Origin of the sequence: Vibrio sp. 1180_3 (genome assembly GCF_029478545.1) — a bacterium.
GTDB lineage: Bacteria > Pseudomonadota > Gammaproteobacteria > Enterobacterales > Vibrionaceae > Vibrio > Vibrio aestuarianus.
Map to the genome: position 1 here is coordinate 1 of NZ_SJFM01000152.1, position 679 is coordinate 679.

At 45.5% G+C, this 679-nt stretch carries 1 protein-coding gene; it reads left to right on the forward strand.

What is annotated here, in order from left to right; genetic code table 11:
* Positions 1-6 precede the first annotated feature (6 nt).
* Positions 7-679: reverse transcriptase N-terminal domain-containing protein (locus tag EYW48_RS21365; RefSeq protein ID WP_277433064.1), on the forward strand; the 673-nt coding region annotated here is incomplete at its 3' end.

Sequence of the window (679 nt, forward strand, 5' to 3'; positions counted from 1 at the left end):
ACGCAAATGATGATTTCAAAAGAGATTAGTGCCTCTCCTGACAGTGCTCAATGGCAATCCACCAATTGGAAAGACGTTGAATCTCATGTTTTAAAGCTTCAGATGCGTATTGCAAAGGCAACACGAGAAGGTAAACACAGCAAAGCGAAAGCGTTGCAGTGGATACTGACTCACTCGCGATCAGCAAAACTTCTTGCTGTTAAGCGGGTATCTCAAAATAAAGGCAGTAAAACGCCTGGAATTGATGGCGTTATCTGGAATACAGATACGCGCCGCATGAAAGCAGTCAATCAATTGAGCAGAAAAGCTTATCAAGCCAAACCGCTCAAGCGTATCTACATCCCCAAGAAAAATGGCAAGCTCAGACCACTGGGTATCCCCTGCATGGCCGATAGAGCGCAGCAAGCGCTTCATCTTCTTGCTCTGGAGCCTGTATCAGAAACACTTGCCGACCCTAACAGCTATGGATTTAGACCAAACCGCAGCACTGCCGATGCAGTCGCACAGTGCTTCAAGTGTCTGGCATTAAAGAAATCAGCTCAATGGGTTCTTGAGGGAGACATCAAAGCCTGTTTCGACAAGATCGGACATCAATGGCTTATGGACAACATTGCCGTAGATAAACGTATGTTGGAACAATGGCTAAAGTCTGGTTTTATAGACAAAGGGTTGTTCTATC